The organism is Marinovum sp. J2-8, assembly GCF_055808435.1.
Genome location: NZ_JBVVRZ010000003.1, coordinates 500,456 through 518,657, shown reverse-complemented (window position 1 = coordinate 518,657; position 18,202 = coordinate 500,456). Strand labels below are relative to the sequence as shown.

Here is an 18,202-nt window from a genome sequence, read left to right as displayed (position 1 = left end):
AGATGGGAACGCCATGCTTTCAGCCCCCCGCGCCGTGCCGGGCCGTCAGATCCGCATACGCGCGGCGGCCGAAGCAAGCGATTTCAGATTGCCGCTTGGCGCAAGTCTTGCCCCACAGCGGGCTTGCACCGCTGGCCGGTTGCTGGTTTGTCTCGTACCAACATCAGGAGCCACCATGCCACATCAGTTCACCTGCCGGGTTTATTATGAAGACACCGACATGGCGGGCATCGTGTATCACGCCAATTTCCTCAAATTCATTGAACGCGCGCGCAGCGAATGGGTGGCTGCGCTTGGGATTGATCAACGCGAAATGAAAGATCGCGACGGACAGGTGTTTGTCGTGCGTCGGATCGAATGTGACTACCTGATGCCCGCGTATTATGGCGACGATCTCAGGGTTGATACCAGCCCGGCACAGGTCACCGGCGCGCGCATGGTGCTGCATCAAGTGGTCCGGCGGGGCGATGACATCCTGTTTGATGCCAAGGTGACACTGGTGGTGATCGGTGCCGCAGGTCAGCCGATGCGATTGCCGGGCGCTTTGCGCCAGCAATTGCATTGATCCCGCCAGACCCGTCTGGAACTGGCCGCCCAAACCGACGGGGGGCCAGCCCCCCGACCCCCGGGATATTTTTGGTCAGATGAAAGGGCAAGGCCGATCCATGGCTTATGGCGCCGGATTTTTGGCGGTTTTTCGCAGTGCAAAGACAAGGGCGAAATGCAGTGGCCCCCGCCATCCTTCGGCATGTTTCAGCCTTCCGGCAAATATCCGCCAACCCAACGGGCAAAAGGTGACAAACAGGGTCAATTGACGCCTTCGTGTTGGCTTTCCCCCTTCATTTCCGTTAATAATCGGATCAATTGGCCGCACAGAACCGGCCCCAAAGCAGTCACGCGACCGTCACGACCACATAGGACGACAGATAAAGTCGCCACAACAAAGAGCAGGCAGATGGAAACAGAGACCCTAGCGCTCGCACAGGAGATAGACTTCTCTATGTGGGGGCTTTTTGCACGTGCGACACTGACCGTAAAACTGGTGATGGTGGCGTTGATCGTGGCAAGTTTCTGGTCATGGTCGATCATCGTCTACAACCTGATCGCCTATCGCGGTGCCCGGCGAGAGGCAAAGCGGTTTGATCGCGATTTCTGGTCCGGTGAGCCCCTGGACGAATTGTTCGAACAGATGGGCCCCGAGCCCAAAGGCAGGTCGCAAAAAGTATTTGCCGCCGGCATGTTGGAATGGCGGCGTTCGCACCGCGAAGATGGCGGGTTGATCCCCGGCGCCCAGGCGCGCATCGACCGGTCGATGAATGTGGCGATTGCCGCAGTCAGTGATGACATGCAGCGCGGTCTGAGCGTGCTGGCCACTGTTGGCTCTACCGCGCCATTTGTGGGTTTGTTCGGCACGGTCTGGGGCATCATGAATGCCTTTATCGAGATTGCCGAACAACAGAACACCTCGCTTGCGGTTGTGGCCCCCGGCATTGCCGAGGCGCTGATGGCGACCGGTTTGGGCCTGTTGGCCGCGATTCCGGCGGTGATTTTCTATAACAAGCTGAGCGCGGATGCGGATCGGATCTTGTCGGGGTATGAAAGTTTCGCCGATGAATTCGCCACCATCCTCAGCCGTCAGCTGGACAGCTGAGCCATGGCAGCGGGTGTCATAAAGTCCGAAGGCAACTCAGGTCGGGGCCGTCGTCGCCGGGGCGGCGCACGCCCGATGGCCGAAATCAACGTCACGCCCTTTGTCGACGTAATGTTGGTTCTGCTGATCATTTTCATGGTGTCGGCCCCGTTGCTGACCGTCGGGGTGCCGGTGGAATTGCCGAAATCTGCGGCCAGCGCCCTGAGCAGCGAGGCCGAGGAACCGCTGACCGTGACCTTGACAGCCGACAACCGCATTCTGATCCAGACCACGGAAACCGGGGCCGAGGATCTGGTGGGCAAGTTGCGCGCCATTGCGGCAGAACGCACAAGCGACCGGGTGTTCCTGCGCGCCGATGGGGCCGTACCCTATGCCGAGGTGATGCAAGTCATGGGGGCGCTTAACGCAGGCGGGTTCAGCAACATCGGTCTGGTCACGGATGTTGGTGGTCCACGTCTGGATGGCCGCGATTCCGCCAGCGGCAATGATCGCGACGGCGGGTAATCCGGGGCGCTTTGGTGCAAATGCTTCCAAATATGACTTTCCTGGGCCATCGCGCCCATGTCGGCCATTACGTATCGGGCGCGGCGCATGTCGGCCTGATCGGCTGGCTGTTGATCGGCCCGTTGTTTGAGGTCGAGCCATTGCCGTTTGACGTCACCAGCGTCACCACGATTTCCGAGGCCGAATATGCAGCTCTGGTTGGGGCCGCAACGCCGCCCGGATCAGAAAGCGAAACCGCCACGCCGGACAGCGCACCGGTGATTGCCGAGGCCCCGGCAGAGCCCGTGGCACCGCCGACCGTCGAAGACCCGGCCCCAGCGGTGCCCACGCCGGAGCCACCCGCGCCCGAACCAAGTCCCGCACCGGTCGAAACCGCGCCAGCCCCACTGGCCCCCGAGGCCCTGCCCGAAACACCGCCGCCGCTGCCCGCCCCGGTCAGCCCGCCCGAAGTCTCGCCCCCCGCAGAACCGGCACCACCGGCGGCGGAAGATGTGGAAATTGCCCTGCCCGAAGTGTCGCCCCGCCCCCGGCCGCGCCCCGCCCCACGGGTTGCGCCGGAACCGGTTGCGCCGCCGGAACCGGATGTGCAGATCGCAGAAGAATCTCAGGAGGCGGTTGTGCCCGACGAGAGCGAAACCACGGCCCCGCCTCAGGAAGAACAGGACGCCACCGCCCAGGAAGAAGCGACCAGCGAAATCGTGACCGAAGCGGATGAAGCCCCCTCTGGTGCGCCGGAAAGAACCATTCGCCCGCGCAGCAGGCCCAGCAATCTTGCCGCGGCCGCGCCGGCAACGCCGCAGACGCCAGCAGCACCACCCGCAGCACAACCGGCGGACACAACGACCCCCGCCACCCCCGCGCCAACGGCCCGTGAGACAACCGCAGATGCGGTCAACGACGCATTGGCCGAGGCCCTGGGTGGCACCACCACGTCCGCCGCCCCCGCAGGCCCGCCATTGACCGCCGGCGAACGCGAAGACCTGCGCGTCGCCGTGCAACAATGCTGGGTTGTCGATGTCGGCTCTGTTGCGTCGCGGGTCACCGTGGTTGTGGGCATGAAAATGGAAGAAACCGGGCGTGTCGTGACCAGCTCTTTGCGGATGGTCTCGGCCACCGGGGGTGACGACGCGGCTGCGCGGGTTGCCTTTGATGCGGCGCGGCGTGCCATTCTGCGGTGCCAAAAAGACGGCTTTGACCTGCCGCAAGAGAAATACGACCAGTGGCGGGATATTGAAATGACCTTCAATCCCGAAAATGTTGGGAGATGACCATGCTTTATCGAATGCGAGAAATGCTCTGTGCCGTTTTGGCCGCTCTGGCCCTGACATTGACGGCCACGGCCCAGGCCGCGCCACTTCGGATTGAAATCACCGAAGGCGTGGTTGAACCACTGCCCTTTGCTGTGCCGGGTTTCATCGCTGAAAACAGCGGCGCGGCGGAATGGGGGGCCAAGCTGGCCCAGGTGGTGGCCGATGATTTGATCGGCACCGGGCTTTTTGACCAGATCAACGAAGAGGCCTTTATTTCGCGCCCGACCAGCTTTGCCACGCCGGTGCAATATGCCGACTGGAAGGCGATCAATGCCCAGGCGCTGATCATGGGAGCGGTCACCGTGTCGGGGGATGGCCAGCTGACGGTCAAATTCCGGGTCTATGACGTGTTTTCCGACAGCGAACTGGGCCGTGGATTGCAATTTCAGGGCACCACGGATGGATGGCGGCGCATGGCGCACAAGGTGGCGGATGCGGTCTATAGCCGGATCACGGGCGAAACCGGCTATTTCGACAGCCGCGTGGTGTTTGTGTCCGAAACCGGCCCCAAGAACGAACGCAAGAAGCGGCTGGGGATCATGGATTACGACGGCGCAAATGTGCAGTATCTGACCGACAGCTCGTCGATTGTGCTGGCGCCGCGGTTTTCGCCCACTGGCGACCGGGTGCTCTATACTTCTTATGCGACCGGGTTCCCGCGCATTCACGTGCTGGATGTGGGGGACACCCGCAGCCGAATTCTGGAAACCCAATCGGACAAGATGTCCTTTGCGCCGCGCTTTGCCCCCAATGGCGTCACTGCGGTTTATTCCCTTAGCGAAGGGTCGAACACCGACATCTTCACCATGGATCTGGCGTCGGGCCAATCCAGCCGGTTGACCAATACACCCGCGATCGAAACCGCGCCGTCCTATAGCCCGGACGGGGGGCGGATCGTGTTTGAAAGCGACCGGTCGGGCAGCCAGCAGCTCTATATCATGTCGGCAAATGGCGGCGAAGCGCAGCGCATTTCCTTTGGTCAGGGGCGTTATGGCACGCCGGTCTGGTCGCCACGCGGCGATTTGATTGCCTTTACCAAACAGCACAAGGGCCGGTTCCACATCGGCGTGATGCGCACCGATGGCAGCGAAGAGCGGTTGCTGACCGCATCGTTCCTCGACGAGGGGCCGACCTGGGCACCCAATGGCCGGGTGATCATGTTCACCCGCGAAACACAGGGCGCCAGCGGACAATCCAACCTGTATTCGGTGGATGTGTCGGGCCGAAATCTGAAACGGGTGCGCACGCCCGGTGCGGCGTCGGACCCCAGCTGGGGACCGTTGCAATAGGCGCTGTGGTGGATTTGCAATAGATATGTATTGCGCGGCGGGGCTGTGATAGACTCGGACTTAACAATGGCACAATGCCAGATGGCGGAGCAGGACAAGACAATGAAACATATGAGCAAGATCGTGCTTTTGATGGGCGCTTTGGCCGTGTCGGCCTGCACCGGTGCGGGCCGGTTTGACAGCGCAGACAGCGGCGTTGGTGGCAGCGACTTTGATGCAGGTGCCGGTGCGGGCACTGGTGGCGGTCTGGGCGATCCAACCAGCCCGACCTATTTCCAACAGGCGATTGGCGATCGGGTGCTGTTTGTGGTTGATCAATCTTCGCTGACCAGCGAAGCGCAATCCATCCTCAACGCCCAGGCACAATGGCTGATCACCAATTCCGACTATGTGGCGGTGATCGAAGGTCATGCCGACGAACAAGGCACGCGGGAATACAACCTTGCCCTTGGCGGACGGCGGGCCAATGCGGTACGTGAATACCTGATTTCTCAGGGGGTTTCGGCATCCCGGCTCAAATTCGTGACTTTTGGCAAAGAACGCCCGATCGAGATCTGTTCGGAAGAATCCTGTTACGCCAAGAACCGCCGCGCGGTCACGGTCATTGCCGGCGGTCTGACAAGCTGATCCAGCGCCCTTGCGGAGGGGTAGAAATATGCGATTTCTGTTGATTTTCGGCCTGGTTGCGGGTCTGCCGATTGCGAGCCTTGCCCAGGATCGGGAACAGACATTGGCGGACATCCGCCAGGATCTGACGTTGCTGAATGTCGAGGTGCAGCGCCTGAAACGTGAGCTGTCGACCACCGGCGGCAGCACTGCGGCGGGTGGCGGCGGGACGCTTCTGGACCGGGTTCAGGTGATTGAAGCGGAACTGACGCGACTGACCGGCAAGACCGAACAGCTGGAATTCCGCATCAATCAGGTGGTCACCGATGGCACCAACCGGATCGGGGATCTGGAATTTCGTCTTGTCGAACTCGAAGGCGGCGATGTCGGCCAATTGGGCGACACCACCACCCTTGGTGGCGGCAAGACCGAGGAACTGCCTGCCGCTCCGGTGGCCCCTGCCCCGCCTGCATCTGGTGATGGACCGGCGCTGGCACTGAGCGAAGAAGAAGACTTTCGGCGAGCCGGGGAGGCGCTCGCCACAGGTGACTTTCGCAGCGCCGCGGACCTCTTTGCGACCTTTAATGAGACCTATCCGGGCGGACCGTTAGCCACCAAGGCCAGCCTGGGGCGGGGTCAGGCGTTGGAAGGCCTTGGCGACATGCGCGAAGCGGCCCGGGCCTATCTGAACGCCTATTCGGTGGATACCGAAGGCCCGGATGCCGCGACCGCGCTGGTGCATCTTGGCCGTGCGCTTGGCGCGCTGGGGCAGATGGCCGCAGCCTGTCAGACCTTGGGTGAAATTGAAACACGGTTCCCCGCCGCTGCGCAGGTTCAGGACGCACAGGCGGAAATGCAAAACCTGAATTGCACCTGATTTCGGTTCGGTCAATCGGGTCGTCGTCCTGGCGGTGACAGACAGTTGGGGGCGCTGCCCCCGCCCGCCAAAGGCGGCCTCCCCCGGGATATTTTTGAACAGAAGAAGGCCAAGGGCATGACCGGGTTTTGTCTGCAGAGCCATTTTGCCGATGCCATGGGCGCGCTTCTGGGCCCGGATTTTCCGGACACCATTGGTTTGGCCGTGTCTGGCGGTGGTGACAGCATGGCGATGCTGACACTCGCCCATAATTGGACCCATCAATATGGTGTCACCCTGCGGGTTGTGACGGTGGATCATGGGTTGCGGGCGGAAAGTGCCGATGAGGCAGAGTTTGTCGCCCGCACCTGCGCTGAGCTGGGACATTCACATAGCACATTGCGCTGGCAAGGCCCTTCAGGGCCGGGTTGGGATGGTCACGGCAACCTGCAAGACGCGGCGCGCGCGGCGCGATTGTCCCTGATCGAGGATTGGCGCGGGTCCCTGCGCCATGTGTTGATGGCCCATACGGCAGATGATCAGGCCGAAACATTCTTGATGCGCTTGGCGAGGGGGTCGGGTGTTGACGGTTTGGCATCGATTCCAGAAAAACGGTTTGTGCCCTCCGGGCCACAGGCCGCAGATCGCGAGGCAGCCGACAGCGGGTTTTGGCTGATCCGGCCGCTTTTGAACGCGCGGCGCGCCGATTTGCGGCATTATTTGACGGTTCTCAAAGGCACTTGGGTCGACGATCCGTCGAATGACGATCCGAAATACGACCGGGTGCGCATGCGCCAGGCAATGGATCTGTTGCAACCGCTTGGGCTGGACGTGCCGACGCTGACGCAGACCGCCACGCGCATGGCACGCGCGCGCGACGGATTGCAGCGCCGGGCCCAGAACGCGGCGGCGGAGCTGGTGCGGGCCCAATATGGCGATTTGCTGTTTGATCGCGACGCTTTGGCAGCGCTGGATGCCGAAACCCGGCTGCGGCTTCTGGCGGTCGGGCTGCAATATGTGGCGGTCCAGCCCTATCGCCCGCGCGCGCAGGCGTTGGAGGCGACGGCAGAGCGCGTGCTCTCTGGTGGCCACGGGACATTGCACGGCTGCATGATCCGCGCGGAAAAAACCGATATTCGGATCTGCCGTGAATACCGCGCCGTGGCCGCAACAACCGCGCAGGTCGGCGACATCTGGGACCAAAGGGTGCGAATCCAAGGGCCAAAGATCACGGGTATGACGGTGCGGGCGCTTGGGGCCGAGGGGGCCGCGCAGCTTGATCAGCGCCCAGCCGGCCTGCCCTATCAAAGCCTGATCGCCCAGCCGGCGGTGTTTGAACGCGACCGATTGCATGCCTTTGCCCCGGCGGGATATGGTCCGGCCCATACAACCGACTATTTCGCGGGCCAGGGCAGTTTTCCCAACTTCATCCGGATGCATTGAATTTGCCCGCGAAACCCCTATTTTTCACTGCAAGGGCACGCTATAGAGCGGACCAAACCCAACTTCCGGGAGAATTTACTTGGGCAATCTGCGTAATATCGCCTTTTGGGTCGTACTTTTTGTACTGATCCTGACGCTTTTCAATCTGTTTTCGGGCGGCGGCAATACGCTGCAAAGCCAGGGCACGCCCTATTCCGACTTCGTCCAGCTGGTCGAAGAGGACAAGGTCGCCACGGTCACCATTGACGGTGAAACCATCCGCTTCAAGGGCAAGGATGGCCGCGACTATGTCACAGTGAAGCCCGACGATGCCGAAGTGACCCAGCTTTTGCTGGACAATGATGTGAATGTGAATGCCGAAAGCCAGGAGCAATCCGGGTTTCAGTCATTCATCCTCAGCCTGTTGCCATTCTTGCTGCTGATCGGTGTCTGGATCTATTTCATGAACCGGATGCAGGGTGGCGGCAAAGGCGGCGCCATGGGCTTTGGCAAATCCAAGGCCAAGATGCTGACCGAAAAATCGGGCCGTGTGACGTTTGATGACGTGGCAGGCATTGATGAGGCAAAAGAAGAGCTGGAAGAAATCGTTGAATTCCTGCGCAACCCGCAAAAATTCTCGCGTCTTGGCGGGCAGATCCCCAAAGGTGCGCTTCTGGTGGGCCCTCCGGGCACCGGTAAGACGCTTTTGGCGCGTGCGATTGCAGGCGAGGCCGGCGTGCCGTTCTTTACCATCTCGGGTTCCGACTTTGTCGAAATGTTTGTGGGTGTTGGTGCATCGCGTGTGCGCGACATGTTCGAACAGGCCAAGAAAAACGCGCCTTGCATTGTGTTCATCGACGAAATTGACGCCGTGGGCCGCGCCCGTGGTGCCGGTTATGGCGGTGGCAATGACGAACGCGAACAGACGCTGAACCAGTTGTTGGTGGAAATGGATGGCTTTGAGGCCAACGAAGGCGTAATCATCATCGCCGCCACCAACCGCAAGGATGTGCTGGACCCCGCGTTGCTGCGTCCCGGTCGGTTCGACCGTCAGGTCACCGTGATGAACCCCGACATCAAGGGCCGCGAAAAGATCCTCAACGTGCATGCACGCAAGATCCCGCTTGGCCCCGATTCCGACATGCGCATCATCGCGCGGGGGACACCGGGCTTTTCCGGCGCTGATCTGGCGAACCTGGTGAACGAAGCGGCATTGACCGCCGCGCGTATCGGCCGCCGAATTCGTGACGATGCAGGATTTCGAAAGCGCCAAGGACAAGGTGATGATGGGCGCGGAACGCCGCTCGATGGTGCTGACCGAAGAGCAGAAGGAAAAAACCGCCTATCACGAAGCTGGCCATGCTGTGGTTGGGCTGACCCTGCCGAAATGTGACCCGGTCTATAAGGCCACGATCATTCCGCGCGGCGGCGCCCTGGGAATGGTTGTGTCGCTGCCAGAGATTGACCGCCTGAATTGGCATCGGTCGGAATGCGAAGAAAACCTGGCGATGACCATGGCGGGCAAAGCGGCCGAGATCATCAAATACGGCGCTGACAATGTGTCCAACGGCCCCTCTGGTGACATTCAACAGGCCAGCGCGCTGGCGCGTGCGATGGTGCTGCGCTGGGGGATGTCGGACAAGGTTGGCAATATCGACTATTCCGAAGCGCATGAAGGCTATAACGGCAAGACTGCGGGTCTTTCGGTGTCGGCCAATACCAAGGAATTGATCGAAGCCGAGGTCAAACGCTTCATTCAGGAAGCCTATGACCGTGCGTTCCAGATCCTGACCGACAAGAACGAGGAATGGGAACGTCTGGCACAGGGATTGCTGGAATATGAGACCCTGACCGGCGAAGAAATCAAACGTGTGATGAAAGGTGATCCGCCGCAAATCGGCGATGACGAAGACGACACGCCAGATGCCGGCAATGCACCTTCGGTCACCGCGATCCCAAAAACCAAGCCCAAGAACAAACCATCGAGTGACTTGGAACCGGAACCTTCGGCATAAGCTGAAAACAAACCGGAAGTGATTTAAGCCCCCGAGGTCGCGGACCTCGGGGGTTTTTCTTTGCCCAGTGCTTGGCTGTTCAGTGTTTGGCTGTTCAGTGTTTGGTTGTTCGCTGCTTGGCCGTCGGGCGATATCGCGCCCCGGACGTGATCCGGGGCCTCTTTATCTGCCCCAACTGTGCCCGACCAATCCCCGTGGAGGTCCCGGAGCAGGTCCGGGACGATCCAGCGCCCTTTTGCTCGCTTCTGGTTTCCGATCGACGAAACACCGTGCCCATCCCGCCGCTCACATTCGACAAAATGTCGGAAACGCTGTGATCAATGCTTGTCTGGCGCGGTATCAATTGGGAAAACCCCGACAGGAGTGGCCCAATGTCTTATCTTTCCGACATCGAAATCGCCCGCGAGGCGGACAAGAAACCGATCCAGGAGATCGGCGCCAAGCTGGGTATCAGCGCACAACATCTGGTGCCTTTTGGCCACGACAAGGCCAAAGTCAGCCAGGATTTCATCAACAGCGTCCAGGGCAACAAAAATGGCAAGCTGATCCTTGTCACCGCGATCAACCCGACCCCGGCGGGCGAAGGCAAGACCACGACAACCGTGGGCCTTGGCGACGGGTTGAACCGTATCGGCAAGAAGGCTGCGATCTGTATCCGCGAGGCCAGCCTCGGGCCGAATTTCGGCATGAAGGGCGGCGCGGCGGGGGGCGGCTATGCCCAGGTGGTGCCGATGGAGGACATGAACCTCCACTTCACCGGCGATTTCCACGCCATCACCACCGCGCACAACCTGCTGTCGGCGATGATCGACAATCATATCTATTGGGGCAACACGCTGGAGATTGATCCGCGCCGCGTGGTCTGGCGCCGGGTGATGGACATGAACGACCGGGCCTTGCGGGACGTTGTGACCTCGCTTGGTGGGGTGGCCAATGGCTTTCCCCGCCAGACCGGGTTCGACATCACCGTCGCATCAGAGGTCATGGCGATCCTGTGCCTTGCGACCTCGCTTGCGGATCTGGAACGCCGTTTGGGTGACATCATCGTGGCCTATACCCGCGACCGCAGGCCGATCACCTGCCGCGACATTCAGGCGGATGGCGCGATGACCGTTTTGTTGAAGGATGCGATGCAGCCCAATCTGGTGCAAACGCTAGAAAACAACCCGGCCTTTGTGCATGGCGGCCCCTTTGCCAATATCGCCCATGGGTGCAATTCTGTCATGGCGACCTCTACCGCGTTGAAAGTGGCGGATTATGTGGTGACAGAAGCCGGCTTTGGTGCCGACCTCGGGGCCGAAAAATTCATGAACATCAAGTGCCGCAAGGCGGGCCTGGCCCCCGATTGCGTGGTGTTGGTGGCCACCTGTCGCGCGATGAAGATGAATGGCGGCGTGGCAAAATCCGATCTTGGTGCGGAAAACGTCGGCGCCATCAACAAGGGCTGTGCCAATCTGGGCCGCCACATCCAGAACGTCAAAAGCTTTGGCGTGCCGGTGGTGGTCGCGATCAACCATTTTGTCACGGACACCGATGCCGAGGTCGCGGCGGTCAAAGCCTATGTCGAGACCCAGGGGTCTGAGGCAATCCTGTGCCAGCATTGGGAAAAAGGCTCCGCAGGCACCGAGGCGCTGGCAACCCGCGTCGCGGCGATTACCGACAGCGGACAGGCGCAATTCGCTCCGCTTTACGATGATGACCTGCCGCTGTTTGAGAAAATCGAAACCATTGCCAAGTCGATCTATCGCGCGGATGAGGTGCTGGCCGATGGCAAGATCCGCAACCAGCTGCGCGAATGGGAGGCGGCAGGATATGGCCACCTGCCCGTCTGTATGGCCAAGACACAATATTCGTTTTCCACCGACCCCAATCTGCGCGGCGCACCATTGGGCCATTCGGTGCCAGTGCGCGAGGTGCGACTGGCGGCGGGGGCCGGATTTGTGGTGGTGATCTGCGGCGAGATCATGACCATGCCGGGCCTGCCCTCAAAACCTGCGTCGGAAAACATCCGAATGAACGCCGATGGCCAAATAGAAGGGTTGTTCTAGGCACGAATTTGCGATTTCTGCGGGCACAAGTGCCCTTGCCCGCAGGAGAGACAATATGCCCGATCTGACCCCGCCGGAAAATTGTGCGGATATGGCAGAATTGCGCCGTCAGATTGACATGTTGGACGGAAAGCTGATTGACCTTCTGGCGGCCCGTGCCGGATACATCGATCGGGCGGTTGAATTGAAAACCGCGCTGGGCTGGCCGGCCAATATCCCGTCCCGCGTCGAGGATGTGGTGAACAAGACCCGCGCAGGCGCGGCCAGGCGTGGTCTGGACCCGGATTTGGCCGAGGCGCTTTGGCGCGAATTGATAGAATGGTCGATCACGCGCGAGGCGCGCCATATCGACCGCGACTGACCACGACACCCGACGAAAGGGACAAGACATGACAGCCCAGATCATCGACGGCAAGGCCTTTGCCGCCAAGGTACGCGCCGAGGTGGCGACCCACGTGGCCCGGCTCAAGGAAGAGCATGACATCACACCGGGCCTTGCGGTGGTTTTGGTGGGCGAAGATCCGGCAAGCCAGGTCTATGTCCGGTCCAAGGGCAAACAGACGGTTGAGGTCGGCATGAATTCCTATGAATTCAAACGCGACGCCACGATTTCCCAGGATAAGCTGCTGGCGCTGATTGACCAGCTGAACAATGATCCGCTGGTACATGGTATTCTGGTGCAATTGCCCCTGCCCGATCATCTTGACGAAGATCTGGTGATCAATGCGATCAGCCCCGACAAGGATGTCGATGGGTTCCACATTTCCAATGTCGGCCTGTTGGGCACGGGTCAAAAGTCGATGGTGCCCTGCACGCCGCTGGGTTGTCTGATGATGCTGCGCGACCACCATGGATCGCTGTCCGGGCTGAATGCCGTGGTGATTGGCCGGTCCAATATCGTCGGTAAACCGATGGCGCAATTGCTGCTAGGTGACAGCTGTACTGTCACCATTGCCCATTCCCGCACCAAGGACATTGCCGATGTCGTCCGTCGTGCCGACATCGTTGTTGCGGCGGTGGGCCTGCCGAAATGGTGCCGGGCGATTGGATCAAACCCGGCGCGACGGTCATTGATGTGGGCATCAACCGCATTCCCGCGCCGGAAAAGGGTGAGGGCAAGACCCGGTTGGTTGGCGATTGCGATTTCGAAAGCTGCGCCGCGGTCGCCGGGGCGATCACCCCGGTGCCAGGTGGTGTCGGCCCGATGACAATCGCCTGTCTGCTGGCCAATACCGTAACCGCGTGCAGCCGGGCAAATGGGCTTCAGGCACCGACCGGCCTGACGGCCTGATCTGACGGCCCGATCTGACGACCTGATCTGACGGTCTGGCGCGCATCGACCGGTTTGAGCGGCGGCAAAGCGACCGCCGCTCTTGCCGGGGTTTTGGCGGGGCAATTCTTGGCCCCGTGACCAAGTCGCCCTAGCGCAGAACGACAACCGGACATTGTGCGTGGCGCACAACGCGGGCGGCGGTCGAGCCAATAAAATAGTCCGAGATCCCCGGTCGATGTGAGGTCACAACGATACAATCGACCGCGTTTTGCGTCGCCCAATCCAGAATGCCATTGGCTGGATGGGCATCAATCACATGGATCTCGACCTCGTCCTTGGCAAATTGGGCTTTCAATTCGTTTGCGATTTCCACCTTGGCCTGTTCGACCTGATCGTTTGGCAAGTAGGTTTCGACATATATCGGGACGTCCTCAACCACTGAGAGGATCGAAACCTTTGCCCCCGTATTGGACAGTTTCCGCGTCACGGTCAGCGCGTTGGCGTATTCTTCGTAGTGGCCCGGAGCGACCGGGATCAGGATATGATTGTACATGGTTGCCTCCTCTGGATGACACCATGATAGACAGCGCGCAGAAACCGACATTGATATAGCGCAAACACCAGAAGAACCTTATCAGATTTGGTCCAGAAGCCGCTGCAATTCCGCCGAAAAATCCCGCTTGTCACGAAACTCAAAAAAATCGACAGAGGCCCAGTTTGCAGGCCCGCTGCACGCCTGTGTTATTTGGTTTTTAGGCAGCCACTGGTTGGCACGTTTCAGCTCGGCTTCACGTTTTTCGACACATTCGGATAGGGTCGCACGGTAAACAGCAACGCCTTTTTCGTTTTTCTCAGCGCGCAACTTTTCACTATTAATGAAATTCCGAATATAATCAGAAAAGGCGTTTTCGCCGCACAGATCCTTTAGAAATTCAATACCCTGTCCGTTGTCGGCCAACCGTTCGAAATAGCCACCGGCAACGTTTCTCTGGCCCGGACCGCCATCAGAAAAGAGATACCGAATTGTTGGCCGACAAATCGACGTGTCCAGTTGATCGCGATGATCCAGGAACAATTCTGCGATGTCCGCAGACCAAATATCGACGACTTCCCCAAACTCGAAACCACCGCCGGTAAACAACTCCAGCCTGCTGGCCGTAACTGGCCACCCCCTTCCACAAACATACGTACGACATCGATATCCTTGCGCCGTAACGCTCTTCCAAACTCGGCTTCGGTACGCTGAATGCCACGTTTGGCGAGCTGCACGTTTGGATCGGCGCGATCCTCTTCGGCATAAGTCACCAACGTATCCACACCCTCTTTTGTCTGCTCAAGAACCGCCTCTATATCTTCGAGCGAACCAAAAAGCCGGGTTTGGTATTCTTCGACTTGCGGAAACAGGGCCCCGATCACGCCATTTTCCTTGGCTTCTGCACCAAGGACACTGGACGAGAGCACAACCCAAAGCCCACCCGTGGCCAGTGCCAGCCCGGAAAATTGCCGAAAGGCAACAAGTTCCTTGTCCTGAACGGACGGTTCAATGGATAGGCAGATTTTTCGCGGAATCAACAATCCGATCAGGCCCAAACCAACAAGAACCCAGGCCGACAGAAACCCGGCATTGTTTCCGAAAGCCGTTTGAACAACCGGGGTCAGAAAATCGAACAAAAAGAAAAGCGGTGCCGCAACCGCTGCATAAGTTTTCAATCCAAAATAGGAAAATATGGTCTTTCGATCGGTTGACATCAAATCCATACCTATTTTTTCAAATGACTGTTCCCGAGGCATGCTGAGTGCCACCCCCTGAAACCAAGACTGACATGGCGACATAGCCAGGCCAACATTTTTCAACCCAATTTGTATGGCCGCAACTGTCCGTCGCCAAGTTGCGTCCATCCTGACAACAGTCGGCCGTTTGGTACAGCATTCCATCCCAACGGGAATGGCACGATGGAAGAGGCTGCGCACTTTTTGGGCGGGTCTATGCCGGGGCCATTGATTTCGCCGCGTGCGTCTGCCGCCACATGCGTTTCTGATCAGAAAGACAGGCCTATTGCGCCAGGCCAACCCGCGCCGCCAGTCGCATGGCGTGGACCGGATCCTGTGACACGGCGGGCATCACCGGATCATACCCGGCCCGGATCACGGCACCGATCTCGGGGCGCAGAATTGTCTGGTCGCCGGCAATCGCCAGCGGCGACACCTCGGCAAATGCCGCATCGGACCACAGCAACATCACCCGGACGATCTGGCCCAGCGCCAATGTTTCGGCCTGCATCGCGCCAAGCGCGTCGTCCATGCGCAGGAACACGAAACAGGCTTTGATCGCGCCCGCATCGTCAAACCGGAACACCCGGTATTGATTGGCATCTGCCGATTTCAACCGCCCGACCAGGGCCACCAAATCCGGCACAAGCTTGTCCAGATCAGGCACGTCCGGCAGTTCGTCCCAATCACGAAAGAAAAAGAACATGCAATTGCTGCCCAATTCCGGGTCGGTTTCGGCGATATGGTGACCGGCCATTGCGACCACGGCCTCCAGCGCGCCTTTGATCACCGGCAGGGTGCCTTCGGTCACGCCAAAGACAATCGGCGCAATCGGACGCCCCCACCGGGCAAAGTGATACGCCCCGTCAGAACGGGTAAAAAGCGGTTCGATTTCAATGGCGTTCATCTCTCGTTTCCTACAACACATCACACATACCGGCCCTGTCCCGACGCTGCCCGAAATCAAAGCCAAAATCAAAGACTGCGGTCAAATCCTGCCGGCCAACCCGGGGCAGTGATGCCACAAGGTGCCATTTCAACACAATTCCACAGCCGATGCGATGGAATGTGCATCTGTGCAGGGGTGACTGCGCAAAAAGTATACTCGCCTTTTTTTTGCAACCGCCGTACATCCCAAGCATGAGCAAAACCCTGCCCCTGGCGCTTGCGCGCGATCTGCCGGTCTGGCGCCGCCCGACAACATTGCTGTTTGTGATGGCAGCGGCGATGCCCATCGCCTTTGCCACCTGGACCGCCCTGCTGAACAATTTCGTGATCGAGGTCGCGGGGTTCGACGGGTCTGACATTGGCTGGCTGCACACGGTGCGCGAGATCCCCGGATTTCTGGCGGTGGGCGTGATTGCCTTGATCGTTTTCATGCACGAACAGGTTCTGGCGCTGATCGCGTTGTTGTTGTTGGGCGTGGCGACGGCGGTGACCGCCTATTTCCCCGACATGGCGGGGATTTTGACGATCACGATGCTGTCCTCCATCGGGTTCCACTATTTCGAAACCGTGAACCAATCGCTTCAGCTGCAATGGCTGCCCAAGGACCGCGCGCCGCAGGTGCTGGGCCTGTTGATGGCGGCGGGATCGGCGGCCACGCTGCTGGCCTATGGCGCGATTGTCCTGACATGGGAGACATTGGGGCTAAGCTATACCCATGTCTACCTGATCGCGGGCGGCGTCACCGCTGTGCTGGCGGTGTTTTCCATGCTGGCCTATCCCCGGTTCGACGCGCCCAATCCGCAGGTCAAGAAGCTGATCCTGCGGCGGCGTTACTGGCTATACTATGTGCTGCAATTTCTGGCCGCGCGCGCCGCCAGATCTTTGTGGTGTTTGCCGGTTTCATGATGGTCGAACGGTTTGGCTTCGCAGTGCACGAGGTTACGGCGTTGTTCCTCGCCAATCTGGTGGCCAATATGCTGTTTGCCCCGCTCATGGGCCGTGCCGTTGCCCGGTTTGGCGAACGCGCGACACTGCTGTTTGAATATGCCGGTCTGATCATGGTGTTTCTGGCCTATGGCGGCATTTATTTCTTTGGCTGGGGTGTGGTGATCGCGGCGGCGCTTTACCTGATTGATCACCTGTTCTTTGGCCTCGCACTGGCGCTGAAAACCTATTTCCAGAAAATTGCCGACCCCGGCGATATCGCCCCGACGGCGGCGGTAGCCTTTACCATCAACCATATCGCGGCGGTGTTTCTGCCTGCGGGCCTGGGGTATCTCTGGCTGGTTTCGCCCGGATCGGTGTTTTTTGCCGCGGCCGGTATTGCGACCGCATCATTTGTGCTCGCCCTGCTGATCCCCCGCCATCCGGTGCCGGGATATGAAACCGTGTTTCAACGCCCGATTGTCCCCGCCCCTGCGGAATAGCCGCGATCTGCGCATAGTGGAGATGTGATGTTTCTGCGTGGACCGCCGCGCAAAACCGCCGGGTGATGACCCAATGTGACGGGCAGAGGTTTCAAACCCGCCGCAAAGGTCCTAAGAGACGTGAAACCGTCAGAGAGTGCCACACATGCCCACATTCACCGCCCTCACCACCCTGCCCGGCAAGCCTCAGGCTGAAACGCTTGGCGCGGCCATGGAACATCTGGTGCCCGAACCAACCGGCGTCGGCGTGTTCGAGATGGAGGATGGCTCTGGCCTGTGGGAAATCGGCGGCTATTTCACCGAGGCCCCGGACGAAGCCGCCCTTGCGGTCCTTGCGGCGGCATTTGGCGCCAAGGATTTTGCGATTTCCGAACTGCCGGAAACGGATTGGGTGGCCAAGGTGAAACGCGAATTGTCGCCGGTAGCGGCGGGGCGTTTCTTTGTCTATGGCAGCCATGATGCCGACAAGGTGCCCGCCGATTGCGAACCTCTGTTGATCGAGGCCGCCATGGCCTTTGGCACCGGCCACCACGGCACCACACTTGGCTGTCTGCGGGCGCTTGACCGGCTGGCGACCGGCGGATTTCATGGCAAATCGGTTGCCGACATCGGCTGTGGCACGGCGGTTCTGGCGATGGGTGCGGCCCGGATCTGGCCGGAAACCGTACTGGCCTCGGACATTGACGAGGTCGCCGTCGAGGTCGCCGAGGCCAATGTCCGCGCCAATGGTTTGGACGGGCGTGTGGCCTGTCGTGTGGCGATGGGGTTCGACCATAGCGATATTGCGGCGATGGCCCCGTTTGATTTGGTGTTTGCCAATATCTTGAAAGCGCCGCTTATTTCACTTGCACCGGACATGGCCAGCCATTTGCAACCGGGTGGATATGCGATTCTCTCTGGTATTCTGAATGAACAGGCGGACGAAGTGATCGCCGTTTATGCCGCCAATGGCATCAATCTCCTTCACCGCGAAGAGATTGTTGAATGGACCACCCTGACCCTGCAAAAAGCTCTCTGATTTTAGCGGCATTTGCCGCTAAATTTCTACATCTGCCCCGGAATTGCCACATTTGACGCCCAAAA

General features: G+C 59.7%; 15 protein-coding genes and 3 pseudogenes. 14 read left to right on the top strand and 4 right to left on the bottom strand.

Annotated elements, in window-relative coordinates; all coding sequences use genetic code 11:
- The first annotated feature begins 175 nt into the window (after window positions 1–175).
- The 12 genes and pseudogenes from ybgC (at window position 176) to folD (ending at window position 12,992) form a co-directional block, all read left to right on the top strand.
- Complete coding sequence (gene ybgC, locus AC0L4F_RS12010) at window positions 176–565, top strand: tol-pal system-associated acyl-CoA thioesterase (protein ID WP_244688691.1); 390 nt, start codon at window positions 176–178, stop codon at window positions 563–565.
- Between the two features lie 390 nt (window positions 566–955).
- On the top strand, window positions 956–1,651 hold the full coding sequence (tolQ, locus tag AC0L4F_RS12005) for a protein TolQ (protein WP_244688689.1): 696 nt from the start codon (window positions 956–958) through the stop codon (window positions 1,649–1,651).
- A gap of 3 nt (window positions 1,652–1,654) precedes the next feature.
- Entirely contained in the window at window positions 1,655–2,155 is a 501-nt protein-coding gene (gene tolR / locus AC0L4F_RS12000) for a protein TolR (RefSeq protein ID WP_244688687.1), read from the top strand.
- Between the two features lie 20 nt (window positions 2,156–2,175).
- A complete protein-coding gene (locus AC0L4F_RS11995) occupies window positions 2,176–3,423 on the top strand; it encodes a cell envelope biogenesis protein TolA (protein WP_244688934.1) in 1,248 nt (415 codons plus the stop codon).
- A 14-nt stretch (window positions 3,424–3,437) separates the two neighbouring features.
- Complete coding sequence (gene tolB, locus AC0L4F_RS11990; RefSeq protein WP_244688933.1) at window positions 3,438–4,754, top strand: Tol-Pal system beta propeller repeat protein TolB; 1,317 nt, start codon at window positions 3,438–3,440, stop codon at window positions 4,752–4,754.
- Window positions 4,755–4,856: 102 nt separating this feature from the next.
- Window positions 4,857–5,381, top strand: a complete 525-nt coding sequence (pal, locus tag AC0L4F_RS11985) for a peptidoglycan-associated lipoprotein Pal (RefSeq protein ID WP_244688685.1) — start codon at window positions 4,857–4,859, stop codon at window positions 5,379–5,381.
- Between the two features lie 28 nt (window positions 5,382–5,409).
- Complete coding sequence (locus tag AC0L4F_RS11980; protein WP_244688683.1) at window positions 5,410–6,237, top strand: tetratricopeptide repeat protein; 828 nt, start codon at window positions 5,410–5,412, stop codon at window positions 6,235–6,237.
- A 117-nt stretch (window positions 6,238–6,354) separates the two neighbouring features.
- Window positions 6,355–7,659 (top strand): tRNA lysidine(34) synthetase TilS, encoded by a 1,305-nt coding sequence (tilS, locus tag AC0L4F_RS11975; RefSeq protein WP_244688681.1) that lies wholly within the window; start codon window positions 6,355–6,357, stop codon window positions 7,657–7,659.
- 79 nt (window positions 7,660–7,738) lie between these two features.
- Window positions 7,739–9,653 (top strand): annotated as a pseudogene (gene ftsH / locus AC0L4F_RS11970) (ATP-dependent zinc metalloprotease FtsH).
- 371 nt (window positions 9,654–10,024) lie between these two features.
- Window positions 10,025–11,701: a formate--tetrahydrofolate ligase gene (locus AC0L4F_RS11965; RefSeq protein WP_244688679.1), complete on the top strand. Its 1,677-nt coding sequence runs from the start codon at window positions 10,025–10,027 to the stop codon at window positions 11,699–11,701.
- 55 nt (window positions 11,702–11,756) lie between these two features.
- Window positions 11,757–12,062 carry a chorismate mutase gene (locus AC0L4F_RS11960; protein WP_244688676.1) on the top strand — a complete coding sequence of 102 codons (306 nt, stop codon included), beginning with the start codon at window positions 11,757–11,759 and terminating at the stop codon, window positions 12,060–12,062.
- 28 nt (window positions 12,063–12,090) lie between these two features.
- A pseudogene (gene folD, locus AC0L4F_RS11955) lies at window positions 12,091–12,992 on the top strand (bifunctional methylenetetrahydrofolate dehydrogenase/methenyltetrahydrofolate cyclohydrolase FolD).
- A gap of 130 nt (window positions 12,993–13,122) precedes the next feature.
- On the opposite strand, the gene AC0L4F_RS11950 reads toward folD, so the two are convergent.
- From AC0L4F_RS11950 to AC0L4F_RS11935, 4 genes are all read right to left on the bottom strand, one after another.
- A complete protein-coding gene (locus AC0L4F_RS11950) occupies window positions 13,123–13,527 on the bottom strand; it encodes a universal stress protein (RefSeq protein WP_244688674.1) in 405 nt (134 codons plus the stop codon).
- Window positions 13,528–13,608: 81 nt separating this feature from the next.
- On the bottom strand, window positions 13,609–13,932 hold the full coding sequence (locus AC0L4F_RS11945) for a hypothetical protein (protein WP_244688672.1): 324 nt from the start codon (window positions 13,930–13,932) through the stop codon (window positions 13,609–13,611).
- Entirely contained in the window at window positions 13,899–14,765 is an 867-nt protein-coding gene (locus tag AC0L4F_RS11940) for a hypothetical protein (RefSeq protein WP_244688670.1), read from the bottom strand. The genes AC0L4F_RS11945 and AC0L4F_RS11940 overlap by 34 nt, the downstream gene beginning before the upstream one ends.
- 262 nt (window positions 14,766–15,027) lie before the next feature.
- Window positions 15,028–15,651 (bottom strand): hypothetical protein, encoded by a 624-nt coding sequence (locus AC0L4F_RS11935; protein WP_244688668.1) that lies wholly within the window; start codon window positions 15,649–15,651, stop codon window positions 15,028–15,030.
- Between the two features lie 233 nt (window positions 15,652–15,884).
- On the opposite strand from AC0L4F_RS11935, the pseudogene AC0L4F_RS11930 reads away from it, so the two are divergent.
- Both AC0L4F_RS11930 and AC0L4F_RS11925 read left to right on the top strand, forming a co-directional pair.
- Window positions 15,885–17,119, top strand: a pseudogene (locus AC0L4F_RS11930) (MFS transporter).
- A 145-nt stretch (window positions 17,120–17,264) separates the two neighbouring features.
- A complete protein-coding gene (locus AC0L4F_RS11925) occupies window positions 17,265–18,137 on the top strand; it encodes a 50S ribosomal protein L11 methyltransferase (protein ID WP_244688666.1) in 873 nt (290 codons plus the stop codon).
- Window positions 18,138–18,202 lie beyond the last annotated feature (65 nt).